Origin of the sequence: Hominimerdicola alba (assembly GCF_900112155.1) — a bacterium.
GTDB lineage: Bacteria > Bacillota > Clostridia > Oscillospirales > Ruminococcaceae > Hominimerdicola > Hominimerdicola alba_D.
The window spans coordinates 20488-39046 of record NZ_FOKQ01000027.1; the positions used below are offsets into that span (position 1 = coordinate 20488).

The 18559-nt window shown below is 47.7% G+C and carries 16 protein-coding genes and 6 tRNA genes; 12 read left to right on the forward strand and 10 right to left on the reverse strand.

Translation table 11 applies throughout. From position 1 onward, the window contains the following. Window positions 1-15: 15 nt before the first annotated feature. Together BM265_RS13780 and BM265_RS13785 are read right to left on the reverse strand one after the other, a co-directional pair. Window positions 16-687 (reverse strand): class I SAM-dependent methyltransferase, encoded by a 672-nt coding sequence (locus tag BM265_RS13780; protein WP_074962416.1) that lies wholly within the window; start codon window positions 685-687, stop codon window positions 16-18. A gap of 106 nt (window positions 688-793) precedes the next feature. Then, complete coding sequence (locus BM265_RS13785) at window positions 794-1282, reverse strand: amidase domain-containing protein (protein WP_074962418.1); 489 nt, start codon at window positions 1280-1282, stop codon at window positions 794-796. A 431-nt stretch (window positions 1283-1713) separates the two neighbouring features. Here BM265_RS13785 and BM265_RS13790 point away from each other — a divergent pair, with 431 nt between their 5' ends. The 7 genes from BM265_RS13790 to BM265_RS13820 all read left to right on the forward strand — a co-directional run bounded on the left by BM265_RS13790 (window position 1714) and on the right by BM265_RS13820 (window position 2437). Beyond that, complete coding sequence (locus BM265_RS13790; RefSeq protein ID WP_074829481.1) at window positions 1714-1941, forward strand: helix-turn-helix domain-containing protein; 228 nt, start codon at window positions 1714-1716, stop codon at window positions 1939-1941. Window positions 1942-1965: 24 nt separating this feature from the next. Beyond that, a tRNA-Asp gene (locus tag BM265_RS13795) sits at window positions 1966-2044 on the forward strand. A gap of 4 nt (window positions 2045-2048) precedes the next feature. Beyond that, window positions 2049-2120 (forward strand) — tRNA-Gln (locus tag BM265_RS13800). A gap of 4 nt (window positions 2121-2124) precedes the next feature. Then, window positions 2125-2200: transfer RNA gene (locus tag BM265_RS13805), tRNA-Phe, on the forward strand. 1 nt (window position 2201) lies between these two features. Beyond that, window positions 2202-2273: transfer RNA gene (locus tag BM265_RS13810), tRNA-Gln, on the forward strand. Between the two features lie 13 nt (window positions 2274-2286). Then, window positions 2287-2357, forward strand: a tRNA-Cys gene (locus BM265_RS13815). A 9-nt stretch (window positions 2358-2366) separates the two neighbouring features. Beyond that, window positions 2367-2437: transfer RNA gene (locus tag BM265_RS13820), tRNA-Trp, on the forward strand. A gap of 441 nt (window positions 2438-2878) precedes the next feature. Here the strand turns inward: BM265_RS13820 and BM265_RS13825 are convergent. Then, entirely contained in the window at window positions 2879-4228 is a 1350-nt protein-coding gene (locus BM265_RS13825; protein ID WP_074962420.1) for an MATE family efflux transporter, read from the reverse strand. A 566-nt stretch (window positions 4229-4794) separates the two neighbouring features. Between BM265_RS13825 and BM265_RS13830 the strand changes: the two genes are divergently transcribed. After that, the gene (locus tag BM265_RS13830; protein WP_074962422.1) at window positions 4795-6741 is read left to right on the forward strand and encodes a leucine-rich repeat protein; all 1947 of its coding nucleotides are present in this window, start codon (window positions 4795-4797) and stop codon (window positions 6739-6741) included. A 491-nt stretch (window positions 6742-7232) separates the two neighbouring features. Here the strand turns inward: BM265_RS13830 and ptsP are convergent, their stop codons facing one another. The 7 genes from ptsP to BM265_RS13865 all read right to left on the reverse strand — a co-directional run bounded on the left by ptsP (window position 7233) and on the right by BM265_RS13865 (window position 15483). Next, window positions 7233-8864, reverse strand: coding sequence for a phosphoenolpyruvate--protein phosphotransferase (gene ptsP / locus BM265_RS13835; protein ID WP_074962424.1), 1632 nt, complete (start codon window positions 8862-8864; stop codon window positions 7233-7235). Window positions 8865-8888: 24 nt separating this feature from the next. Then, window positions 8889-9149 (reverse strand): HPr family phosphocarrier protein, encoded by a 261-nt coding sequence (locus BM265_RS13840; RefSeq protein ID WP_074962426.1) that lies wholly within the window; start codon window positions 9147-9149, stop codon window positions 8889-8891. A gap of 24 nt (window positions 9150-9173) precedes the next feature. Then, complete coding sequence (locus tag BM265_RS13845; protein WP_074962428.1) at window positions 9174-10136, reverse strand: carbohydrate kinase family protein; 963 nt, start codon at window positions 10134-10136, stop codon at window positions 9174-9176. Then, entirely contained in the window at window positions 10129-11469 is a 1341-nt protein-coding gene (locus tag BM265_RS13850; protein WP_074962430.1) for a glycoside hydrolase family 32 protein, read from the reverse strand. The genes BM265_RS13845 and BM265_RS13850 overlap by 8 nt, the downstream gene beginning before the upstream one ends. A 27-nt stretch (window positions 11470-11496) precedes the next feature. After that, on the reverse strand, window positions 11497-13341 hold the full coding sequence (locus BM265_RS13855) for a PTS sucrose transporter subunit IIABC (protein ID WP_074962432.1): 1845 nt from the start codon (window positions 13339-13341) through the stop codon (window positions 11497-11499). A 182-nt stretch (window positions 13342-13523) separates the two neighbouring features. Beyond that, complete coding sequence (locus BM265_RS13860; protein ID WP_074962434.1) at window positions 13524-14516, reverse strand: LacI family DNA-binding transcriptional regulator; 993 nt, start codon at window positions 14514-14516, stop codon at window positions 13524-13526. Window positions 14517-14673: 157 nt separating this feature from the next. Further along, window positions 14674-15483 (reverse strand): MBL fold metallo-hydrolase, encoded by an 810-nt coding sequence (locus tag BM265_RS13865; RefSeq protein ID WP_074962437.1) that lies wholly within the window; start codon window positions 15481-15483, stop codon window positions 14674-14676. A gap of 271 nt (window positions 15484-15754) precedes the next feature. Here BM265_RS13865 and hisC point away from each other — a divergent pair, with 271 nt between their 5' ends. The 4 genes from hisC to BM265_RS13885 are packed head-to-tail and all read left to right on the forward strand — an operon-like array spanning window position 15755 to window position 18545. Then, entirely contained in the window at window positions 15755-16822 is a 1068-nt protein-coding gene (gene hisC, locus BM265_RS13870) for a histidinol-phosphate transaminase (RefSeq protein WP_074962440.1), read from the forward strand. A 5-nt stretch (window positions 16823-16827) separates the two neighbouring features. Continuing rightward, window positions 16828-17358 (forward strand): class I SAM-dependent methyltransferase, encoded by a 531-nt coding sequence (locus tag BM265_RS13875; protein ID WP_074962441.1) that lies wholly within the window; start codon window positions 16828-16830, stop codon window positions 17356-17358. Then, entirely contained in the window at window positions 17352-17786 is a 435-nt protein-coding gene (rimI, locus tag BM265_RS13880) for a ribosomal protein S18-alanine N-acetyltransferase (protein WP_074829438.1), read from the forward strand. Before BM265_RS13875 ends, rimI begins: the two co-directional genes overlap by 7 nt. A 15-nt stretch (window positions 17787-17801) precedes the next feature. Continuing rightward, window positions 17802-18545 carry a GNAT family N-acetyltransferase gene (locus BM265_RS13885; protein ID WP_074962444.1) on the forward strand — a complete coding sequence of 248 codons (744 nt, stop codon included), beginning with the start codon at window positions 17802-17804 and terminating at the stop codon, window positions 18543-18545. Window positions 18546-18559: the final 14 nt, after the last annotated feature.

Genomic DNA, 18559 nt, shown 5'->3' on the forward strand with positions numbered 1-18559 from the left:
CTCCGCGTACTTTTGCTATTTTATTGCGATGATGACCGCGAATTTGCGGTAGGCGTAGATACATTTCACTGTCTTGAATCCGCTGTTTTTCAGCATAGCCGTTTCGTCCTCAACGGAACATTCCTTATCCAGCCTGCGGCGCTCCTGCCAGAGTTCGATATCCCTGTCGGTGAGACCGCTGTTGTAGAGCTGACCTTCCCAGAAGCTGTCGTACCATTTGTTTAGCTCGGTATCCCCTGCGCAGAACTGGTCGTAGTTGACGAATATACCGCCTGCGGGGAGAGCCTGAAATATTTTTGTGAAAAGCGCCTGCTTTTCCGACTGTTCGAGATGATGTATCGAAAGGGCGGAGATAACTGTATCAAATGGCACTTCGGGAAGCTCTTTTATATAATCGGAGATCTGGTACGACACATTATCAAGCCCATGAAACCTGCGTTTTGCCACACTGAGCATATCGTCTGCGATATCGACCAGCAGGTAATCTGATTCGGGGAAATGCTTGAACCAGTAGTATGCCAGCAGTCCTGTACCCGAGCCCAGATCGACTATGCATTTCGGCGCTTTGATATTCGCGGCGATAAAGGCAGTGGTGTTTATATAAAAATCATCAAAGCAGGGGATAAATTTTCTGCGGTTGATATCGTACTCCTCTGCTATCATATTGAACTGGCTTTCTATGTTCATTTTTATTACCTCGCTTTTCTTTTGTTCTGGCAGAAAATGTCTGCCGATAGTGATAATTATAGCATAGCACCAACAGCATGTCAACCGCACTATTGGTGACAAAAGTTCACTGCGAACAGCATTTTCTTGCGCCTGTGATATGGATACATCTGAGTTTTTCAAAGGAGTATGATGACAGCGGACGGTCGAAAGCATCAAAGGAATGAGCTGCCACACAGGGTTCACCGCACAGAGAAGTCACCAGCAGCGAGTGGTAGAATCCTGCGCTGCTGCCCAGCTGGATAACGTCACCGACAGCGGCTTTGCTGATATCAACTTCTTCGCCGAAAGGACCTACGCCGCGATTCGTGGTGATGAACCGATAGAAATATTCCACCCCTGTCCATGCGGCGGCGCGGTCATTCAGGGAGATATAATACCAGCCCACATCGCGGGTATAGTTCATCACTGCGCCACCTGCGTAGATGCACTGGGACACAAAGTTTGTACAGTCACCACCCAGATCATTAAAATCATAGAACGACGGATTACGCGAAAATGCCCATCTGCGGGCATATTCGACTTCGGCTGATATGTTCAGCGGATATTCTTTCATATTATCACCCCTTATATAGTATGCAGGGCAGCGTCGGTAAGTTTTTGTTTGATAATAACCTACAAAGCTACTTGACTTTTCAATGCAAGTGTGTTAGAATAGGCACATCAAAGGAAATAACTCCTGAAAAACAAAATCAGGAAAGTCATATTTTGAACTGAAAGAGGTGAATACAATGTACGCTACAAAGAACAGATCGGCAATGGGAATGAAGTCTTTTAACGATTACCAGTGTGATTTTAGCTTTGATTTTGCTTGGCAGCAAGATAAGAGCTTTCTTGTGCTGCGCTCAGACAGTTCGGTTTGTTCAAGCCCTCACATTGGGTATATCGTATAGCGTTCGTTGGATCGTCTTGTGATAGAACAAAAACCGTCTGTGTGCAGTACGCTCACAGGCGGTTTATTATTTTATCGGAAGGGCGGTCATTTTTATGTCATCAACACCAACTATAAACATGGAAGCGACAGGGGCTAACATAAAGTCTCTCATCAAGGCGAACGGTCTGAAAATATCCGAGATCCAGGCTGTATACGGGTTCAATACACCGCAGTCGATATTCAAATGGATGAGGGGCGAGGCTATGCCCTCTGTTGACAATCTGGTCATTCTGGCACACATACTGGGTGTGACCATCGACAATATAATCATAACAAATTGATCCTGCCATTTTGGCAGGACATACGGCTCCGTAGTTCAGTTCTGGTCAGAACACCTGACTGTCACTCAGGAGATCGCCGGTTCAAGCCCGGTCGGAGTCGCCAATATTTCCGTTTCGTCTAACAGGTAGGACAACAGTCTCTGACACTGTAAATGTAAGTTCGATTCTTACAGCGGAAACTTTGCCTTTGTAGCTCAGCTGGTAGAGCGCGGGTCTGAAGAACCCGGCGTCACAAGTTCGATCCTTGTCGAAGGCACCAGTTCCGTTTCGTCTAATCGGTAGGACAACGGTCTTTGAAGCCGTGAGTGAAAGTTCGAATCTTTCAGCGGAAATTCCATAATATACGACTGTGTAGCCAAGCGGCAAGGCAGCGGACTGCAACTCCGCCAGCGCAGGTTCGACCCCTGTCACAGTCTTTTAATTACAGGAAAGTAGTTCAATGGCAGAATGGCGGTCTCCAAAACCGCAGATCACAGTTCGACCCTGTGCTTTCCTGCTTCTTTTATAATAGTATAGATAGGACAGACAAACCCCGAAGCGATTTTTGCTTCGGGGCTTTTGTTTATCTTATTTGTTGAGTTTGTCAAATAGTGGCTGTGATCGATGGTTTGAGAGTTTTCATACCTCGGACCTCGGACCTCGGACCGAGAAATCAACGAGCTATCGCCGTTGATTTCGGGCGCGGCAATAATTTTCCGCACATAGAAAGAGCGTGGACTGTTCGATTGTCCACGCTCTGATTTTTGTTAGCGGTGACTGCGTCGACCGCGTGCCGCGCCTTTTTGACTGGGCGGGTAGTTTGCTGTTTTATTTAATGCACAGTTGTCGCGTCGCTCTTGCGCCTCTAACAGTCGGCTTTGCTGACTGTGGCTCCCGCAAGCTTTTCGCGAAAAGCTTGACCAAAAGCTCCCCTCTTTGGCAGTTTTTACAGAATCACCTAAATCTTTCGGGAAATCGCCTGACTGTTTTTCTTGAAAACAAAATACGCTATAAAGCACATGATTATCTGCAAAACTGTTGAACACGGGGTCGCAAGACCAATCTTGAACAGTGAGCCGCCGCCTGTTTCTTTCATGTAGAATGCAACGGGTATCCTCACAAGGAAAGCGCCGCAGACGCCCTGCGCCATAACGAATTTGGTCTTTTCGATGCCGTTATAAAATCCCACAAAGCAGAACAGGAAGCAGGTGAACAGGCAGTCGATGGCATAGGCTTTAAGGTAATCCCAGGCAGCTGCCACAGTATCGGGCTTATTGGAGAATATTCCCGAGAGGATATCGCCGCGGAAGAAAGCCACGAAGAACATAACTACGCCGAAGATAAGCGATACAGCTATGCCGCTTTTAAGGGCTTTAACAGCACGGTCGGTATGACCTGCGCCGTAGTTCTGGGCAACGAACGCCGCCATTGACTGCATGAAAGCCAGCGGCACCAGCATGATGAATGCGCAGACTTTCTGGGCAACGCCCACACCTGCCGAAGCGGTAACTCCCAGTTTATTGACTATCGCCATCAGGACAAGGAAGGACACACTTACAAGAAAATCCTGCAAAGCTATGGGCGAACCGATACGGATTATATTTACTGCATAGTTGCTTTCAAGTTTCAGGTTTGACCTGTGGAATTCAAAGGGCAGCTTGGTTCTCCTTATTATAAAGAAGGATATGATAACGCTGACCAGCTGCGCCATTACTGTGGCGAGGGCTGCACCTTTTGCGCCCATATGAAAAACCGATACGAAGATCAGATCTCCGATGATATTGAACGCGCAGGCTATACCCACGGCTATGAGTGGCGTTTTGGAATCGCCCAGCCCCCTGAAAATACTGCCCAGCAGGTTATAAGCGGTAATGACGATAAATCCGCCGCCGCACACGCGGATATAGCTTTTGGTGAGGTCGTAGGCTTCTTCGGGGGCTTGCATTACCTTTGCAAGACCGCCAGCGCCAAGTACGCTTATAACAGTGAAGACCACTCCCGTTATGGCAAATATCACAAGACCCGTGCCGACTGTCTTCGCGGCTTCCTCGGGACGTCTCTGACCGATACGCTGTGCCACCGCCACCGTGATGCCCATAGAGAAGCTGACGATGAGATTTGTAAGGGTCTGAAGGATCTGTGAGCCTGTGGATACCGCTGATACATCTGCATCAGAACCGAATCTTCCCACCACCAGCAGATCGACTGCGCCGTACATAGCCTGCAGAAACATGGCAAACAGCACGGGCAGCATGAACTTCAGGAGCTTTGGCAGTATAGCGCCCTCGGTAAAGTTATTGTTTTTCATTTATATACCTCCACAAAAAAAGCCGGACAAAACAGCAGGCGTTTCAGCCTGCGGTCTTATCCGGCATTACATTTCTATCGAATGTTTTGCCCTCCGAACCAGCATTTGTAATTATAGCACAAGGCGGATTTGGTGTCAATCGTCAAAATGTTGAATCATGGTGATCTACATAGGCGTCTTTTTATTAAATATCTTACAGTTAGATACAAAAAAACACTATTTGTTTACAGAATATTACGAATTCTTCGAAACTTACGAAAAGCAATTGTTAACTTTTCGGGTTTAATTTTACCACATATAGAGATTTCGTTGTATCAAACCACTATATATGGAAACGAAAATGTTTTCTGGATATAATTAATTAAAAATACTCGCCTATTAATGAAAATTATACCCGAAGTCGCTTGAAGATTATTACGGAATAATGTATAATTTAATCAGGATAAATGATATGGGTAATTTCAATATAAATTATCAAATTTAACTAGATAGTTAGTTTGAATGTGTACTTTATATTTCGTGGTATAAACAAATAACAAATGGTAATTTGGATGGAGGTATTTATTATGACTAAGAGATTTATTGCAGGACTTATGACTTTAGTATTAGTATTCGGCGGCGCAGTTCTTTCTGAAAACAACAACATTATGAATACCTCTATAACTGCCAGCGCAGCTAACAGAGTTGAAGGTTATTTCGAATATGCTTTCATAGATGACGTAAGAAGCGGCGTTAATATATTAAATTACAACGGCAACGAATCCAACGTTGTTATACCTTCTTATATCAACGGTGCTCCCGTAGTCAGCATAGGCGATTACGCACTTTGCCACAACGGCATGACAAGCGTTACCATACCCGCATCCGTAACTTCTATCGGAACATACGCATTTTATCACTGCTCCAACCTTTCCGTTATAAACAACGGCAGCTGTATCAACGATATCGGAATGTATGCTTTCAGCTGCTGCGATTCCCTTTCCAAGATAACAATACCCGGCAGCGTTACTGAGATAGGCTACGGCGCATTTGATTCTTGTTCAAATCTTGAGAACATCAATTTCCCCAAGAACCTGACCAATTTCCACCCTAATGCTTTTGCAGGCACAAAGTGGCTGGCAAACAAGCAGAGACAGAGCGATCTGGTCATCGTAAACGGCATAATCATCAACGGCGCAAACTGCAGCGGTTATGTAAGCATACCCAGCGGCGTTACAGGTATCGGCGACCACGCTTTTGCAGAAAACAGAAACATCACCGGTATCAGCATACCCGGCACTGTTAAGACAATAGGCGCTTTCGCATTCGGTTGCTGCGATAAATTAAGAAACATCAGCATACCCAACAGCGTTACCAGAATTGAATACGACGCTTTCAAGGGCAGCTCCAATCTTGAAAACGTGATCATACCCAGCAGCGTTACATACTTCGGTTCTGACGCTTTCACAGATACCAGATGGCTGGCAAATCAGCAGTCCAGAAATCCTCTGGTAGTGATAAACAATATCGTTATAGACGGCAGAAACTGCTCCGGCAACGTAGTTATACCCAACGGCGTCAAGGCAATATGCAACAACGCATTTGCACTGAACAGCATGATCACCGACGTTTCGATGCCTAACAGCTTAAAAGAGATCGGCGATTACGCATTCACTTCATGTACAGCTCTCCAGAAAGTCGTTATACCCTACGGCGTTACTACCATAGGTTCAAACGCTTTCCTCGAAGCAAGAAGCATAAAGTATGCAGAGATACCCGACAGCGTTACTTACATGGGTCAGGAAGCTTTCAAGGAATGTTCCGCACTTGCAGAAGTTGCCGTTCCCGGCAGCATCGAAAAGTTAGAGCTCGCAACATTCCAGGAATGCCACAGCCTTAAATCCGTTGACATCGAAAACGGCGTCAAGAATCTGGGCGAATACGTATTCTCAAACTGCAGCGCACTTACCGATATAAATATCGCAGGCAGCGTTGAGAACGTAAGCTGGCGCACATTCTATGGCTGCACAAGCCTTACCGAAGTTACTTTCTACGAAGGTCTTACCAATATCGCAGCTGACGCTTTCCAGAAGTGCGATTCGATAATGACGATCACTCTGCCCAAGAGCTTAACAGGCATCACAGCTACATCTTTCAACTACAGCACACCCGGCTTCAAGATCAGAGGCTGTGCAGGCACTACCGCACAGAGACTGGCAGCTTACGCTAACGTAGGTTTTGAAGTTCTTGAAGAGCCCCTGTTCGCAACCGAGACCAAGATACAGAACAGCGAACCTAAGGTACGCTATGACTCCAACAGCGAGACCACAGCTTCCACATACTCCGGAAAAGCTGATATAAACAACGACGGTATCGTGAACGTATCCGATTACTCCAAGGTTGCAGCTCACATCAAGGGCAGAAAAATGCTTGACAATGCAAGCATAGCAGACATTAACAACGACAACTTCATTAACATTACTGATCTTACTCAGATCGCAGCTCACATCAAGGGCAAGAAGAGACTGAGCTAAAAACAGATCAACAATATAAAAAAGCAATAAATCCTCTAATAAATGACCTCCCCCCAAAAAAAGTCCCCCGCATATATTGCGGGGTTCTTTTTTTGCAAAACTATGGAGAACCGCCAGGAAAGAGAGCTTTGGCTCAAGCCTTACGCAAAAGTGTCCTCTAACGGACAGCTCGATCTCACGGCAACAAACTAGCGCACCAAGCAAACTATGTCCGTGTATTATTGCTGCGCCTGAAATCAACGGCGGTACGCCACAGCCGACTCAGTCGCTGTTAGTTGATTTCTCGATTCGAGGAACTAGGGGCGAAAACGTGCAAACTATCGCCCAAAACTAACATCCGACAATCCCAACAACCTACCGATCTATGCCGGATACAATTTTAGCATACTTTAGTTGCGCTGTCAATATGTCACCATTATCATGCGCTGTACTTTCAGCGGAACAAAAAAGACCGTGCAGAGATCATCTGCACGGTCAAAAGAATCATATCATTAGCTGAGATCAAGGCTTCTCACCTTTTCGCGGAGAGGTAGCACATAGGGCGGTGAGACTGAAAGTTCATCTATGCCCATGCGCATGAATGTTTCGGTAAGAGTAAGGTCAGCTGCAAGTTCACCGCATATTCCTATCCATGTACCGTTCTTGTGCGCGTTCTTTGCCGACATCTCGATAAGACGAAGCACAGCTTCGTGGTGGGTATCAACAAAGGGTTCGAGCCTTGCGTTCTGGCGGTCGCAGGCGAGAGTATACTGTGTAAGATCGTTGGTGCCTACGCTGAAAAAGTCCACCATCGGTGCGAGGAGATCGCTGATCATGGCAGCGGCGGGAGTTTCTATCATTATACCTATCTCGGTATTTTCATTGAACTTTATGCCGTCGTTTTTCAGTTCAGCCTTTACTTCTTCACAGGCGGCTACGCACTTTTCAACTTCCGAAACGCTTGTTATCATCGGGAACATTATGCCCAGATCACCAAAGGCAGAAGCGCGGTACATCGCCCTCAGCTGGGTCTTGAATATCTCGGGGCGGGTGAGACATATGCGCACAGCCCTGAGACCCAGTGCTGGATTATCTTCCTTTTCAAGGCCGAAATAGTCTATCTGCTTATCTGCGCCGATATCAAGGGTGCGGATAATGACTTTCTTTCCCGCCATACTTTCCAGAACTTTGCGGTAAGCGCTGAACTGCTGTTCCTCGGTGGGATAGTCCTCGCTTTCCAGATAAAGGAATTCGCTCCTGAACAGACCTATACCGCCTGCATCATTTGCAAGCACAGCACCGATACTGCCCACTCCGCCGATATTGGCGAAAATATTTATCTTTGTGCCGTCAAGGGTGATGTTTTCCTTACCTTTCAGCTCCTGGAGAAGCTGTTTCTTTCTTGCGTCCTCAGCCTGTTTTGCGGTGTATTTTGCTATAGTAGCATCGTCCGGGGCGACTATAAGTTCGCCGGTGTGACCATCGACGATGAGCATATCGCCGTCATGGATATTTTTGAGGAAGTCTTCACCTGCGCATATTACCGCAGGGATATTCATGTTGCGGGCGAGTATGGCTGTGTGAGAATTTGAGGAACCAAAAGCTGTGACGAAGGCAAGCACCTTATCCTTGTCAAGAGAAACGGTCTCACTTGGCGCAAGGTCATCGGCACAGATTATCATTTTTTCATCTGAACTGTTTTGCGCCTTTCCGCCACCTGTCAGGCAGGCGATAAGACGATCTGAGATATCCTTTACATCAGCGGCACGAGCCTGCATATAGGCATCGTCCATGCTGGAGAACATCTCTGCAAAATTATCGGCTGTGACAGCAACGGCATATTCGGCGTTAACTTTCTGGGTCTCGATGATGCTTTTTATGGAGTCGTTGTAATCCTCGTCATCCAGCATCATAAGGTGTACCTCAAATATCTCGGCATTGGCTTCGCCTACCTCTTTGAGGGCTTTGCTGTGTATCTCCTCGAGCTGTTGTGCCGCCATTTCCTTGGCAGCTTCAACACGTGCGAGTTCTTTTTCTGCATCATCGACAGTCACGCGGCGGACATCGGCTGAACTTCGGCTGAATACAGACACTTTGCCGACTGCGACCGCACCGTAGACTCCTTTGCCCTGATAAACGACCATAACTGTCACCGCCCTTTCATTTGATTAAAGATTAGCGTCCATGAATTCTGCGAGCTGCTGTACTGCTGTATCTTCGTCTTCGCCCTCAACAGTGAACTTGACAGTATCACCGCATTTTACGCCCAGTCCCATTATCTTCATCAGGGCTGTTCCGCTGACAGGAGGCTTACCCTCTTTCTCAAGTGTTACAGTGCTGGAAAAAGTCTTTATAAGCTTCACCAGATTGCCTGCGGGTCTAGCGTGGATACCTATCTCGTCTTCGATAATGTATGTGAATTCTTTCATAGCAGTTATTCCTTTCGTGTCATATTATTTTATCTGCATCTCGTCCAAAGTCGGATAAGACGCTATCGCACCTTTTCGCTGAACGCTCAGTGCACAGAAACTGTTGGCAAATGTGAGACATTCCAGCAGTTTTTCTTCGGTGATATCTCCAAAGATATCGTCACCCGAGGTGATATCTCTCAGCTTCCACAGGAACGCTCCTGTGAAACCGTCTCCTGCACCGGTCGTATCGACTGCGTTGACCTTTTGCGACAGTGCATAGACCTTTACATTCTCCGCAAATGCATAAGCGCCGTCAGCACCGCAGGTATAAAGCACGAGCTTAACACCCTGATTAAAGAGCATTTTCACGCCTGTTTCGATATCATCTGCACCTGTTACATAGCTGAGTTCCTCATCGGATATCTTGACCATATCGCTCAGGGGAATGAACTCGCGGACTGCCTTTACAAGTGCTTCTGTGCTGTCCCAGAGGTTGAAGCGGAGATTGGGGTCAAAGCTTATTATGCCGCCTTTTTCCCGCATTATCCCGATGGCTTTTTTATGCGCCTGCTTCATCGGGAAATCTCCGATATCCACACTGCAGAAATGCAGGACGAAAACATCATCGAAGTATTCTTCCTTTACGCTTTCGGCGCTGTACAGCATATCTGCCGAGGGCTTGCGGTAAAACGAGAAAGTTCTACCGCCGTCTTTTTCAAGGGATACGAAGGCGAGAGCTGTATTGGCTTCGTCTGTTAATGAGATACAGCTAGTATCGACATTTACAGCCTTCAGCTCACCGATTATCTTGTGCCCGAACGGATCATCTCCCAGCTGGGTTATCATTTTTGACTTTCCGCCCAGCTTTGAGAACGCCGCGCACACATTTGCGGGAGCTCCGCCGACTTTTGGAGAAAATGCACCCACTTCATCGAATGAACAGCCGCTCCTGTCGGGGATAAAATCGATAAGCGCTTCACCTATCGCTGCAAGCACGTTATTCATCGGTTATCACCTCGATCCCGTTAAGTTCATATAAGGTTCCGCTTATGCCTTCAGCCGACAGAGTAATCTCGGTCTCCTCAGGGTACATTCTGGCTGACATTACTGTTTCGCCGCCGTTGATGTACACTTCCACCGAAGCTTTGTCGGCTATGATACGTATATCCCTCAATTCGGGGATATGAGCGTATCTTACATCTCTGCCGCAGCCTGCGCTGTCATCCAGGAATTCCAGTCTGGATTCACCGCCGCAGGATACGAATTGCAGGACGTTATCAAATCTCACCTTTATATCCCCCGCCGCTTTTGCAGCAAGGTCAAACGGGAGACTGATTTCTACAGTATCGCCGCTGTTTATCAGAGCGGCATCTTTGCGGAGAGATTCAAGCTCTCTCACAGGGTTTTGCAGTATTTTTCCATCATCGGAAACCGTCAGTTCGCGGGGAAGAGTCAGGCAGTGCTGCCAGCCAAGTTCCACTGTGGGATTGGTATAGGGTATATCGCCTATGCCCTCCCAGCCCAGCAGTATACGCCTGCCATCGGGTGCTTCAAAGCTCTGGGGCGCATAGAAATCGAAACCTTTGTCCCATTCCGTGAAATCGGTGAGACCGCCATTTTCCATGCAGTAATGTCCCGAGCTGTAAACATTCTGGTTATCGTACTTTCCGTGAACAAGCCCCTGGGGGGATATGCTCAGGAATCTGTGTCCGTCTATTGTGAATTCATCGGGACATTCCCACATATAGCCCATATCATCGGCGGTATATTTTTCAAGGAAAGTCCAGTTTTCAAGGTCATCGGACACATAGTGGAGCACGCAGCCTATATCCTGCAATGTCCTTGCGCCAAGCACCATATGGTACCTGCCGTCTTCTTCCCATACCTTTGGGTCGCGGACATGGCAGGAACATTCTGCGGGGTAATCGGAGTTTCTAAGAAGTATTTTCTTCGGGCTCATATCATGCCCGTTTTTGGTTGTGACAAGTATAACGTTGGCGCCGCGGCCTGATGTTATATAATCGTGGTCGCCGTCCTCTTTGACGTTGCCTGTGTAGAACAGATACAGTGTATCGCCTTTGACAAATCCGCAGCCCGAATATACGCCGTCCTTATCTTCGGGTGTATCGGGGAAAAGCACTGTTCCTGTTGAACGCCAGCTGATAAGGTCGGGACTTTTCCAGTGTCCCCAGCATTTTCTTCCGCTGCCTGAGGGACTATCGGGCGAATACTGATAGTACACATGGTATTCGCCCTTGAAATAACAGAGACCGTTGGGATCGTTTATCCAGCCACTTTTAGGCTCAAGATGAAGCTTTTGTCTGAAATCATTTTTCATATACCGATTCACCGTCCGTGGGGATCATCACTTTTGGGTTGCGAGCAGTTCGTCGTAGTAGTTTATGCCGCCGTCTGCAGTTCTGCGGATCTCCTTGAAATCATCTACATTAGTAATGATAACGGGGCTGATAACGCTGTAACCCTTGTTCTTCAGTGTCTGGATATCGAAGGTTATGAGGGTATCTCCGCGGGAAACTCTATCACCCTCCTTGACATAAGCGTCAAAGCCTTCGCCGCCGAGTTCAACAGTGTTCATACCGATATGAACGAACAGCTCCATGCCGTTATCAAGGGTCAGACCAACTGCGTGGTGAGAATCAAACAGTGTAGATACCTTGCCGTCTGCAGGTGCAACTACCTTGCCGTCCATAGGATCAATTGCTGCGCCCAGTCCGAGTGTGCCTTCTGCAAAGGTCTTATCGGGAACTTCTTCCAGAGCGATAGCTCTGCCGCTCATAGGAGAGTATACACAGTTATCCTTGTACTCCTTCTCGGGAACCTTTTCCTTGGTAGGTGCGTAGAGTATCCAGGAAAGAACGAATGCTACAACTGCTGCTACTGCGAATGTGAGCATATAGCCGAAGAAGCTGTCAGTTGTGATCAGGAAACCGAATATACCTGTAACGCCGTTTGCGGTTGCGTAAACATTCATCATCGAAGCTACTGCTGCGCCGCAGGCGCCGCCTGCCATACCTGCTACCAGGGGCTTGCCGAAACGTACATTTACACCGAAGATAGCGGGCTCAGTAATACCCATAAATGCGGAAAGTGAAGCAGGAAGAGCCATAGACTTGATCTTCTTGTTCTGAGTCTTGAGAGCTACTGCCAGAGCTGCAGCACCCTGTGCTACATTGGCTGCTGTTGCGATAGGCATCCAGATGTTCTGACCGTTGTCAGCCAGCATCGAAAGCTCGATAGCGTTGTACATATGGTGAACGCCTGCAACAACTGTAGGAGCATAAACAGCACCCATAACAAATGAACCGATACCGAAAGGCAGAGCGATGAGCCACTGTGCGCCTGTGAGGACCCAGCTTTCGAGCTGTGCGAACACAGGACCTATAACTGTCATTGTAAGGAATCCTGTTACAAGAACGGATACCAGAGGTGTAACAAAGAGGTCGAACATCTCGGGAACGTGCTTGTGCAGCCATTTTTCAATGACTGACAGCAGGAGGATCGCGATAACTACGGGTATAACGTGACCCTGATAGCCCGATGCGTTGATATTCCACAGACCGAACCAAGACCAGAGTGTGGGAAGACCGGTGCCGTCGCCGACGGACCATGCATTTACAAGATTGGGGTGGATCATTATCATACCGATAACCGCACCCAGATAGATATTCGCGCCGAATATCTTAGCCGCACTTACAGCTATGAGTATCGGCAGGAATGTTAACGCTGCGTTGGAGAACATATCCAGCAGGGTGTACAGATGGCTGTCCGCCATACTCGGGAATGCCTTTGAAAGACCGCCCAGAAGTCCGCACAGAAGACCTGTGGCAACTATTGCAGGTATGATAGGTACGAATACGTCGCCAAGTGTCTTGATAGCTCTCTTGTACCAGGGAGACTTTGCTGCTGCCGCTTTCTTGACATCTTCCTTGGAAGCGGCCTCAATGCCTGCAAGCTGTATGAACTCGGCATACACCTTGTTGACTGTTCCTGTGCCAAGGATTATCTGAAGCTGTCCCGAAGCCTCAAATACACCCTTGACACCGTCAAAGTTTTCGAGGTCGGATTTTTTCACCTTGCTGTTATCAGCTATGACAAGTCTTAACCTTGTTGCGCAGTGTGCTGCACTCGCGAGGTTCTGTTTTCCGCCAATTGCTTCAAGTATTTCAGATGCTAATATTTTGTAATCCATAGAACCCACCCTTTCTGTTTCCAATTTTTTACTGAAAACGTATCACTTATTTATGTGATACCGCTTTCATATCGTAATCTCATTATAACACAGTTTTCTTTACTTGTCTATTGGCATATAATTAGAATCGCAGAGCGGTTTTCGGTAAGTTTCACACAGTTTCACATTCGATTTTGTACATTTCAGCCAATACGATTCGTTGACTCTCTCTCAATGATGTCATATTCCAGCTGAACTATACGATGCACCTCGCTGGTCTTTTTCATTTCAGCGAGAAGCATATTCGCGCCCTCCCTGCCCGCTGTCTTATAATGAAGATGAACAGACGACAGCGGAACATAGAGCACCCCATCGAAACGCGAATCTCCCACAGCACCGATCATGAGATCTTCGGGGATACGGATACCGTTCTCGCGACAGTACAGCATAGCGCCCGCGGCGATATTGTCCGTGGCGCAGAACAGGCAGTCGGGCTTTTCTCTGCCCGAGAACAGATGCTTTGCTTTCTCGTAGCCCGAATCCATGCTGAATCTGGCTATCTCGCAGAATTTAGGGTCAAGATTAAGACCTGCATCCTGGACAGCTCTTTCAAAACCGACCCGGCGGTCTTTTCCTGCTGCCATATCCTCGGGGTTCGCACCGATGAATGCGGGACGTTTCGCACCCTTGTCCAACATGAGCTTCGTCATGTGATACGATGCACCCAGATCGTTATGGCACACACAGTTGAAGCCTTTCAGCTTCTGTCCGACAATTATCGTGGGTACGCGCATTTTGGCGAGCAGTGTGCGGTGCAGGTCAGTAATAACACCTGCCAGCAGTATCACGCCGTCTACGCGATTCTGCCTGAACAGTTCCAGCGAGCTTATCTCGCGGTTATAGTCGTTGGATGTATTCACCAGCAGAAGTTCAAAGCCTTCCTCGCCCAGAACTTCACCGATACCTTCGGTTATCCTCGCTATACTCTCACTGGAAAGTTTAGGCAATATGACACCTACGAGCTTTGTCACCTTTGAGCGTACGGTCCGCGCCGAATAGCTCGGCACATAGCCTGTTCTTTCGATGGCGGCTTCTATCAGAGCACGTTTGTCGTCTGAGAGATAGCCGTCATTGAAATATCTGCTGACTGCCGATACCGATACGCCCGCTTCTTTGGCAAATTCCGAAATATTCATACTGCACCTCCTCGTACGATATTGATTTCATATATTATACCACACATTTCACTAAAAGTAAATATGAAACAAAAAATGTTTACAACTGAAAACTAATTTTACAGACTGAAAAAAGCACCGTATGAAACCTACGGTGCTTTTCACTCTATGTCACTTGCTATATCACTTCTTCGCCGCTGTGCAGTGCGATAAGCTTATCGCCCATTATGGACTTCATCAGCTCAAAGGCAGGGATACCCGTGCAGTGTCCGCTATAATAAATAGTATCCGTCTGCGCCAGCTCGCGGGCTGTCTGAATGATGACTGCTTTTTCTTCGTCAGTGTGCTCGCCGTCATTTTTCATCATATGGAAGCCTGTTATAACACAGTCAGGGGCACTGCCGAAGATATCTCTGTATCTGTCAAGGATATTCAGTATGCCGTTATGGGAACACCCCGACAGCAGCCAGCGTTTGCCCTCCTGTTCAATGACAAGGCATTGTTCGTGGGCGAAATCGTCCTGTACTTTCTCGCCGTCCTCATCACGCAGAAGCTTTCTGTTGCCTTGCGGGAAGCATCTTCTGCCTGTTATGCCGCTGAACAGGAAAAGCTCATCATCAAGCCTGACATCGCCCTCGATAAAGCGTACATTCGGTAAGGCGAGTATATCTTTATCGATGCCGATGTAGCGCTCACCATTATAATGGGGCTCTGCGGCGGATCTCTGCATTATTATCTGCGCCTTATCATTTATTCGCGAGAACGGCATTATCCCGCCGGAATGGTCGTAGTGTCCGTGGCTGAGTATAACGGTATCCACCGCTTTCAGATCTATGCCCAGGACTTCGGCGTTTTTCACCGCAGCGTCAGTCTGCCCGCAGTCAAGCAGAAGCTTGTGCTTTTCAGTTTCGATATATACCGATAATCCGTGTTCTGCGATACAGCCCTCGTGACCGCAGGTGTTTTCAACAAGTGTTACTATCTTCATAATTTTCATACCGCCGCCGATAATATGGCGGTTCTCCTTTCTTGCATATTTCGATGATATCATATTCGGAAGGTGATGTCAAGGAATTCATAAGTCACAGCAATGCACTTTTTTCACAAAAAACGAAACAGCCTATTGACATATGTGACGAAGCGTGTTATACTGTTTATGTTGGTAGCATGGTAATACTTTACCATGCTGAATTTGACAGAGGAACGTCGTTGTGATATAATATGTTCGGATATGCCCGAATCGTAAGGAGTGCATTTAAATGAGCGAAAAACTTTGGAGAAAGAACCTGATAAACATTGAGCCCTACGTGGCAGGCGAACAGCCTAAAAACGAGAACATCATCAAGCTGAACGCCAATGAGAACCCCTATCCCCCTGCAGCGGGAGTGCAGGAAGTTCTGCGCAAGAAGGATGTTTTCGACCTGAAAAAGTATCCCTCGGCAGACGCTGTACCGCTGAAAGCCGCTCTTGCGGAAAGATACGGTCTTGCACCTGAGAATGTATTCTGCGGCAACGGCTCGGACGATGTGCTTGCCACAGCTTTCAGAGCATTTTTCAACTCGGATAAGCCTGTATTTTATCCCGATATAACATACAGCTTCTATCCGGTATGGTGTGAGCTTCTGAAGATACCCTACGAGACCAAGCCCGTTGACGGCGACTTCCTTATAAATGTAAAGGACTTCTACCCCGAAAATGGTGGTGTTGTTATACCCAACCCCAATGCGCCGACTGCTATCGGCGTTGGCAAGGATTTCATCATCGACCTGCTTGAGCACAACCGTGATGTCATCGTCATCATCGACGAGGCTTATGTGGATTTCGGACGTTACAGCTGTGTTGAGCTTATCAAGGAATACGATAATCTCATAGTTACACAGACTTTCTCCAAGTCCCGTTCTCTTGCGGGAATGAGGATAGGTATGGCTTTCGCACAGCCTGAGCTCATCAGCTATATGCAGGCTGTCAAGGACAGCTACAACAGCTATCCCCTTGACCAGCTGGCTATCGAAACTGCTATCGCAAGCCTTAATGCTGAAAAGTATTTCCGCGATACTGTTGAAAAAATAAAGGCTACCCGTGACCGCTCTGCAAAGGCTTTCAGGGAGATGGGATTCAAAGTTACCGACAGCGAGACCAACTTCCTGTTTGTATCGCACCCAGATATCCCCGCTGAGGAGATATTCGCATATACCCGCGAAAAAGGCATATTCATTCGCTACTTCAAAAAACCCGTTATCGACAAATGGCTGAGAATAACCATCGGCACGGACGAACAGATGGATAAGCTCATCGCCGCTGTTAAGGAGTGTATCGAAAGCAGGTGAACCTTATGTTTCTTGAATACGCCGTCAAGCTGAAAAATGCAGTGAACAGGCGCAAGGAAGAAAACGAACACTATGCCGCCGTAAGGCAATTCATAAATGCACCCGCAGGGGGCAAGCTGCTGGATATCAGTCTGGGCAGCGATGTTATGCTGCAAAAACTCAGCGATAAAGGGCTTGACCTTTACGGGGTTGATATATCCGCTTCGGACAGGGAGAGAAGCATCGATGAGATAGCCCTGATGGGTCAGGCAGATATTGAGGCGCTTCCCTATTTCGATAATTTTTTCGACTGTGTGACCACTCTGCACACTCCGCCTTTGTGGGAAAATAAAACAGCCGCACTCAAAGAGATACTCAGGGTGCTGAAAGAGGGCGGACGGTTCGTCTGTCTGTTCACTTTTGACAGCGACACAGGTCTGGGTACACCGCCCCGTTCGCTGAGAGAAACAGTAAGGCAGGCGGGCTTTGAAAAGGTCGCGGTGAAGATACTGCGGTCAGAGGGTTCATATCTGCTGACAGGAGAAAAGCCATGCTGAAAATAGTACCCATGACAGAGGAAAATGTGGCAGAAGCCGCAGCGCTTTCTGCTGCTTGTCTTAAAGAAGCGTGGAGCGAAGAAGTCTGCCGCGCACAGCTGAAAAACGCAAATGACCACACTTTGCTAGCATATTCAGATGGCAGAGCGGCAGGATTTCTCAGTTGTTGGTACATTGCAGGCGAAGCCGAGATAAACAATATCTGTGTTCTGCCCGAATTCCGCAGACAGGGCATAGCGCGTGCGATGTTTGAAGAGATATTCGCTAAACTTTCAGATGCCGAAAGCTGGGTACTGGAAGTCAGGGAATCGAACTCGGCGGCCATAGCCCTTTATGACAGTCTGGGTTTTGAAAAGGCGGGAGTTCGCAAGAACTTCTATGAAGACCCATGCGAAAACGCCGTTATAATGACTAAGCAAAGCACCTGACCGAGAGGTTTAAGTATGGCAGTATTCAGGAAGATACCACAAAACAGCTACCGCGAATTTATACAAACCGCCGATAAGCTTACTTTCGGGAAAATATATCCACTTTCGATCGCCGAGGGCAGACAGGCGGGAGATATCTATACCGACGGAAAGGCTGTGCTGTTCCACCATCTGTGCGGTTTCGGGTATGTTGCGGGCAAGGCTGATGATACATTTATAAACGGGGTCAAAGACCTTATGCACAACGGCGGGCGGCGTATGGTGCTGTTTGCTGATGAGGGTCTTGCAGAACATTTCGGAGAGGGGTTTGCTGTTGACAGCAGACTTTTCTTTGAGTACCGAAAGCCATCACCGCCGAAATATTCACTGCCCGAGGGCTATTCGCTCAAACGACTGAACAGCGGACTGATATCGCAGATGGAGGGACGTATCGTCCCTGCTTTTTCGTGGAAAAGCACTGAAAGCTTTCTTGCGGGAGGTACAGGATTCTGCGTGGCTTTTGAGGGCAGACCCGCGGCGTGGGCATTCTCTGCGGCGGTAAGCAGTGGAGAAGTCGATATAGGCGTTGAAACTGCCGAAGCGTATCGCAGGAAAGGTCTTGCCTATATAGTGGCGGCAAAAACCATCGATGATATACTCGATAGCGGCAGAACGCCGGTATGGGCGTGCCATGCAGGAAATGCAGGCTCGGAAGGACTTGCGAAAAAGCTCGGATTTGAGCATATAGGGGAATGTAAGACTTGTGTCATTACACCGTGATACCACAAAACGGA